The sequence below is a fragment of the Kordia sp. genome (assembly GCF_045105435.1).
Lineage (GTDB): Bacteria > Bacteroidota > Bacteroidia > Flavobacteriales > Flavobacteriaceae > Kordia.
On record NZ_JBGCDL010000391.1, the window covers coordinates 1 to 7,054 of the forward strand.

Consider the following 7,054-nt stretch of genomic DNA (forward strand, 5'->3'; position numbering starts at 1 on the left):
TTTAATTCTGATTATTACAAATCGTACGGAGCAACGATGAAAGGTTATGTATTAATTCCGGATGAAATGCTTTCCGAGATTGACACATTGGCCAACTATTTAGACGAAAGTTATGATTATGTGATGTCGTTAGATCCGAAATAATACACAAACTCACTCAAAACACCACTTTACTCATTCGTGATTTGTATCGCTACAATTTCCAAGTATCTTCATTGCAAAGCGCAACGCTTTTCTTAGCACACAATGGAGTTTCTGTGTCGCTTATACGTAGTTTGGTTATTTGTTAATAAGAACTGTAATTCTATTGCAGCCATACTAATTCAGTAATTAGTAAGTTTTATATTTTTGTAGTTACATTACAAAAAGGGCAACAACATCATAAGATGTTATTAAATAGATATTACATGAAAAGAATTCTCATTCTTCTTCTTACCATACTTAGTATTGGCTGTACTACGGAAACTCCTAAAGAATATTCTTTACTAGCGTATGTGCCGCAAAATACTGCTACTATTATACAAATTCAGAATTTTGAAAGCTTCCGTAGCGAGTTGAAAAATAACAAACTGCTAAAATCGTTTCGTAAACCGTCTTTTAAAAAGGATTTTAATGACTTTGTAAAGTATCTAGATTACTTAAAACCGAATTCAAAATCATTGTTGTGTTTGAATGAATTAGGGAACGATAGTTTTGAATATACGTTTATTACAAAATTTCATCCAGATTTAATTGCCACAGATTCGTTAGCAAAACTTACTACTGAAAAGATAACTTACGAAGGCAACTCCATTCTTAAAACGACATTGAACAATCGTGTGAATTATAGCTTTACAGCAGATAGTATTTTTGTGAATTCTTCTTCCAAAGTATTGATTGAAAACTGTATTCGTTCGTATAAAACCGCCACAATTCCGGAAACATTCAAAAAAGTATACACAACGATTGATGAAACTAAATCGGCTACCATATTAGCGAATCCGAAGTATGTTTCTCCGTTATTAAAAAAATTATTTCCGAATGCCGCTACCGACTTTGTGTCAAATTTTGGAGCGCAAGCGGCACTTGACCTAAGTATTTTGCCTGATGAAATTTCCTTTACAGGAATTGTCACTGCAAACGATTCGCTAGGTCACATGTTGAGTTCATTGAAAAATACAGCGCCAAACGCCTATAAAATGGCAAAAGTAATTCCGCCTTTCTTTGCACATTTTACTGCAATTACATTTGATGCATACGAGAAGTTTCACCCAAAAACTAAAAATTCATTGTTAGATGCTTTAGAAGAAGTTGCCACTTTTGAGTTTAACGGAACTACTTTTACAGGACTGCGTTTTATTTCTTCTAGCAATGAAGCCATTACACAATTGCAAACAAAACCTGAAGCTAGCACAATTCGGAATGTAAAAATTTACACCAACGAAGACGCAACATTATTTAAAGATCATTTTACACCTTTTATCAACGATTTTGATAATAGCACATTTGTTATTTTGGACGAATATATTGTGTTTGCAGAAGCAGAAGGTTTGCGCAATTTGGCAATGTTGATTGGCATGTATAAAGATGAACAAACGCTGTTTTATCAGAAGAATTACCAGGAAGCCATTGCAAATTTGAGTGACGAATCGTCTTTGTTAACTTTTGTAAATCTGGGCAAATTCAAGGAAACATTCGCGAAAAGCGTACAAAAGAAATATCAAAAGGAAATTACGAGTATTAATTTTGAAGAATATCCGTTTGCCGCGTTGCAGTTTACCAACGAAAAAGGAAGTAATTATGCGCATGTACACGGAATTTTAAAACGAAATACGACAAAACCTTCCGAAAATACCGTTTCGCAACAACTCAATATTGTATTGGATAATCCTGTTGCTACAGCGCCGCAATTTGTTAAAAATCATATTACAAAACGAAAAGAAATTATAGTACAAGATGATAAAAATGCTTTGTATTTAATTTCTACCGCAGGAAAAGTGTTGTGGAAAAAGCAATTGGACGGGCAAATTTTAGGGAAAGTTTCACAAGTAGATTTGTATAAAAATGGGCGTTTGCAATTGGCAATAACTACGCCGCAAACTTTTTATGTGTTGGATAGAAAAGGAGAAACTGTAAAACCGTATCCGACAAAAGCAAAATCGGCATACACGCAACCTGTTGCTATTTTTGATTATGACAAGTCGAAAAATTACCGTTTTGTATTTACGGAAGGAAATAAAGTGGCGATGCGCGATAAAAAAGGGAAAACCGTTTCTGGATTTAAGTTTTCGGGCTCGGAGAACGATTTTATAAATCCGCCGCAACATTTTAGAGTTCGTTCTAAAGATTATATAACGTTTCAAGAAAGCAACGGAAAATTACATATTTTGTCACGTACCGGAAAACCGAGAATTACGCCAAAGCAAAATATTCAGTTTTCGGATAATACGATGTATATTCATAACAACCTTTTTACCACATCTGACCGTAAAGGAAATTTGATTCAAGTAGATGGGAAAGGACAAATTCAACAAACGAAATTACCTGTAGCGGAAAATCATGCTGTTGTTATGACCACAAAAACGCTTGTGAGTTTCTTTGAGAATAAGTTGCGCATCAAAGACAAAACGGTTGAACTCGATTTTGGTTCGTATAGCAAACCCAATATTTTCTTGATTCAGAATAAAATTTATGTAACTATTACAGATACAGACGCACAAAAAGTGTACTTATTTGATAGCAATGCCAAACCAATTGCTGGTTTTCCTGCTTTTGGAAGTTCTGTTATTGATTTGGGTAATTTTGATAAAGACAAGAAATTAGAGTTGGTTACCAAAGGAGAAAATAATACGGTATTGGTGTATAAGTTGAATTAGGTTTTTGTTGATTTGTTGGTTTGTTGATAGAGTTTCACGCGAAATTTTCTAACTAATATACTAACATGCAAAGCGTATCTAAAAAACAAAAACACCCTTTTTAACATAGTGTTTCAAAAGGATGCTTTATGCTATTTTAACCCGTTGTGCATTTTGATAAAATTCGTCAATCCGAGTGAATTTTACGATTGAAAATGAGTAAAATTTGTATCGAGAATAGAATTTTCTGCACTAAACATGTTCTCGATACTATTTTTCGTGCCTCAAAATCACTCGAACTGACGCTTCATTATACTTTTTTAATTCAAAATCCACAACGGGTTATTTTATTGTATTTACCTGTTAGATGTGTGATTTAATAAAGTCCCAAATTGCTTGCAAAGCGTCATCTATTAATTCTTTCTCAACAGAGAATTCTGTACCATTTGCATAGCGAACTGGAGAACCATTTCCGTCAGGACTGCAATGATTTACATCAATAGATCTACGCCAGTAATCTGCGTGATTTCTCCATTCGGTCTGATTTACTTTTGTTGGTGCATCTACCCAAACATTCCAAGCTAATGTACTGTCTACTTCTAGTAAATTCCCAGAACCTAAATTAAAAAGATTCATCACAAGTTGATTGAATTCATCAACAAAGTCATCGCCAGTTTTAACAACTTCTCCAATCACAACTTCTACATTTGCATAATTCCATGCTACATTATTGTGTAATGTAAATGCAGGCAAATTATCTAATCCGTTTGGCGTATATAATTTATCTCTTACAAAAATAACTTCAGGATTGTCTACACCTGGCATTTTTATCGTGCTAGACGTATCTAGTTTTATTGCCTGATCTTTACTAACAGGCAGATGATGAAATATATTTGCTAACTCAAAAGCACCCCAAATAATTTTACCTAAAGCAGATTGGTTTGCATCTCTGCTAAACCATATTTTAGGTTTTATAATCATGTCAATAGCTAAAGTTTTGTCACTTTCATTTACCCAACCTCGTTGTTGCGCTACCGTTACTTCTACATTTATGGTTCCAAAACCTGGAATATACGTTCCTTGTTGCGGGCAAATTACTGCCCAATTTTGACCAGTATTATCGTACCCTGCTCTTGAAACATCTGGAGCAAACATTTGAAAACATCTCGAATCTGGCTCACCATGCTTCGTAAGCCAAGTAAACTCTGGCCACAATACACGCTGTTGCCGCTTAATTTTTTCAACATTGTCTAAATTATCGGTTAATGGTAGTGAAGTTAAATCGGCAACACCATCTTTATATTGTAATTCAGGATGCTTTTCAATGAATCCTCCTTTCCATCCTTTTGCTGGAATATGGTTTGGTGTGATCTTTTTTTCATCACATTTTGTCTGTAGTGTTTTGGACGCATTCATAGATTGATTTTTAATTAGTTTACACTATCAAAATACGAATAGTCCTACATTTTTATATTCGTGAAATTTCCTATTTTGAAATTCACGTACTTCTACTGTTTTTCTGAGTAAAGATGCTGCTAATTTTAGTATTGGAAAGTCGTATTGATGGTTTTTGGAAGTCGTATTAGTACTCAATTTCGTTTCCAATATGTTCTATTTCGTCATAAACATCATGCGCTACACGCAAGCGTCGGATGCGTTTTTTTAACAAAGAAGCTTCTAAGAAAATTAAAAAACCAGGAATAAAAAATACAAGTAATGTATACAAATCTTGCGTATTCACACTATAGCCATACGTTATATTAATTATTAATGAATATATAATTCCTGATCCAATATAGATAAGAAACGTACCAAAACACATGGTGCCAGCCCATAAAATTTTGCGCACTTTTTTGTCTAATCGTCGTTTTTCTTTTCGTCTGTAAAAACGGAAGCTTTTTATATGATACAAAACACTCATAATAGCAAACACGAAGCCCAAAGCTATATGAAAGTGTACCCAGTATGAAACATTCACTGTGTTTTCTCTAGTAAGCAAAACACTCATAAAATAGACAATTGCTCCAATAAATATAATGGGAAAAAGGATCAGAAGAATTTTAAATATACGCATGCGGTTGAGTTACTTATGTCATAGAATTATTTCCAATTTTGTCTAATTCTTGTATCAAAGATAAATTTTCGTGGCGTTTTTGCACTCTTTTAAACATGAAAAACACGTCAATAATACTTACGAGACTAAAAAATAAAATTAGCAGCATCATTATAAAGCCTGTTATATCTTGCAATATAGGTGCATTGATGGTGTAAAAAAGGCAATTAATATTTCTTTAATTAGATAGATATAAAAACTTACAATTTCATATAAAATTCTCAATCTACCGTACCTTTTATATTTTCTATTTCTTCTCGTTGTGCCAGTCGTTTTTTATGAGAAACGATGAATTTATTTAAAAAAAACAAATCTAACAAAGTCCATAATCCAAGAACATTCATAAAAATTGCGATTGAAATTATTGTTACATCTGCTGATCTTTTTAACAAGTTTACCGTAATAAATATTCCTAAAATTAAAAGCGTTAATCCGAAAGATATATGCAATGCCCAATATTTTTTTGAAAGTTCTTCTAGCGGATCGTTAAATTCAGAAAACGGATACAAAGCTTCAGTTTTGGAATGAAAATAGACACTAAAAGCACCTGTAATTCCCAGAAAAAATATTGCTGTAGAAGATGTTCCTTCTGTTAAACCTCCAAAATAATTAATAACGCCAACCACCAACAAAATGCATGTCAATGCACCAGTTATCATTAATAAGAAAAGTTTTTGCACTCTCATTTTACTGTTTGGTATGCAAGTTCAGCTTCAAAAAGTGTTTCAAAATGATGCAATAGTTTTTCTTTTACTTCTGCTTCATCAATCTTTATTTTTCCCAATTCCACATTTAAAGAAGTTACTGCTTTTCCTCTAATTCCGCATGGAATGATATTATCAAAATATCCTAAATCAGCATTTACATTCAGTGCAAAACCGTGCATCGTTACCCAACGACTCGCGCGCACGCCCATGGCACAAATTTTACGTGCAAATGGTGTTCCAACATCAAGCCAAACGCCTGTTTCACCTTCACTTCTTGCGGCTTTCAAACCATATTCAGCTAAAGTTAGAATGATCATTTCTTCCAACAAACGCAAGTATTTGTGAATGTCTGTAAAGAAATTTTCCAAATCTAAAATCGGATACCCTACAATTTGTCCCGGTCCGTGATACGTAATATCGCCACCGCGATTTATCTTGTAAAATGTTGCTCCTTTTGCGGCAAGTTGCGTTTCATCTAATAATAAATTAGACATATCGCCACTTTTCCCCAAAGTATATACATGCGGATGTTCTACAAATAGGAAATGGTTTTTCGTTTCCAAACCTGCATCTTCACGTCGATTCTTAATTTTCGTATCTACAATTTCCTTGAATAAATCTTCTTGAAAATCCCACGTTTCTTTATAATCTTTCGTTCCTAAGTCTTGTACTTGTATGATTTTGTTCAATGTCTGTATATTTTCGACTACAAAAATACGACATTACAAAATATCTATTCTTTTTAGTAACATTTTTTTAAGAGTGCTTTAGAAATTGAGACATGTATTCCAGAAATTAACAGCAGTAAATTTCACACATAAGTTGTTTTTTTGTTAAGGAATCTAAAAAGAAACAACATGAAGAAAAAATCGTTGAAATCATTATCCTTAAAGAAGAGTAAGGTAGCAAACATTTCAGGAGGAACACAAGATGCTCCAGCAAATCATGCAGAGGAAGCAATCAGTAGTATCTGTCCATATCCAACTGTTGTATTAACAATTCACTCAATACTTCCGTGGGATTGCAAAACAGTATCTTGTCTTACCGATTGCGAATGGTGCAAAATTTTACCTTAACGTGAGTTCGACTTAAAAAATTCGTGTATCACAAGTAAGGCATTGTAAATTAAGCACTTGTCAGTTCGAGCGCAGTCGAGAACACTAAGAAATTATACGTTTTAATGGAATCTCGATAGCTTCGCTAGGTATTTTCAATTAAAATATATTTTAATCTCAATAGTGCTCGATTTGACATATATATTAAAATGTTGAAAATCAATTACATATAAGTAGTTTTATATCGAACTCACGTTACCTTAACAAAAAAAGAGGAACTACATGCTTGTAATTCCTCTTTCGTGTTTTTATAAATTAGAGTTTCTATTTTTCCAATTCAACTTC

Annotated in this window: 6 protein-coding genes; 2 read left to right on the forward strand and 4 right to left on the reverse strand. The window is 33.3% G+C overall.

Annotation, left to right across the window (positions count from 1 at the left end):
- Positions 1–407: 407 nt before the first annotated feature.
- Positions 408–2,855: a hypothetical protein gene (locus tag AB8B65_RS19750; RefSeq protein ID WP_405303006.1), complete on the forward strand. Its 2,448-nt coding sequence runs from the start codon at positions 408–410 to the stop codon at positions 2,853–2,855.
- Positions 2,856–3,197: 342 nt separating this feature from the next.
- On the opposite strand, the gene AB8B65_RS19755 is transcribed toward AB8B65_RS19750, so the two are convergent.
- From AB8B65_RS19755 to lipB, 4 genes are all read right to left on the reverse strand, one after another.
- Positions 3,198–4,250 carry a hypothetical protein gene (locus tag AB8B65_RS19755; protein WP_405303007.1) on the reverse strand — a complete coding sequence of 351 codons (1,053 nt, stop codon included), beginning with the start codon at positions 4,248–4,250 and terminating at the stop codon, positions 3,198–3,200.
- 166 nt (positions 4,251–4,416) lie between these two features.
- A complete protein-coding gene (locus tag AB8B65_RS19760; protein WP_405303008.1) occupies positions 4,417–4,683 on the reverse strand; it encodes a hypothetical protein in 267 nt (88 codons plus the stop codon).
- A 485-nt stretch (positions 4,684–5,168) separates the two neighbouring features.
- Positions 5,169–5,633, reverse strand: a complete 465-nt coding sequence (locus AB8B65_RS19765) for a hypothetical protein (RefSeq protein WP_405303009.1) — start codon at positions 5,631–5,633, stop codon at positions 5,169–5,171.
- Positions 5,630–6,352: a lipoyl(octanoyl) transferase LipB gene (gene lipB / locus AB8B65_RS19770; RefSeq protein ID WP_405303011.1), complete on the reverse strand. Its 723-nt coding sequence runs from the start codon at positions 6,350–6,352 to the stop codon at positions 5,630–5,632. The genes AB8B65_RS19765 and lipB overlap by 4 nt, the downstream gene beginning before the upstream one ends.
- A gap of 159 nt (positions 6,353–6,511) precedes the next feature.
- Between lipB and AB8B65_RS19775 the strand changes: the two genes are divergently transcribed.
- Complete coding sequence (locus tag AB8B65_RS19775) at positions 6,512–6,730, forward strand: hypothetical protein (protein ID WP_405303010.1); 219 nt, start codon at positions 6,512–6,514, stop codon at positions 6,728–6,730.
- Positions 6,731–7,054 lie beyond the last annotated feature (324 nt).

Bases quoted from the DNA above. Each gene is read 5' to 3' on its own strand.
- AB8B65_RS19765 (WP_405303009.1), bottom strand. From the start codon at position 5,633: ATGAGAGTGCAAAAACTTTTCTTATTAATGATAACTGGTGCATTGACA.
- AB8B65_RS19755 (WP_405303007.1), bottom strand. From the start codon at position 4,250: ATGAATGCGTCCAAAACACTACAGACAAAATGTGATGAAAAAAAGATC.
- AB8B65_RS19750 (WP_405303006.1), top strand. From the start codon at position 408: ATGAAAAGAATTCTCATTCTTCTTCTTACCATACTTAGTATTGGCTGT.
- AB8B65_RS19775 (WP_405303010.1), top strand. From the start codon at position 6,512: ATGAAGAAAAAATCGTTGAAATCATTATCCTTAAAGAAGAGTAAGGTA.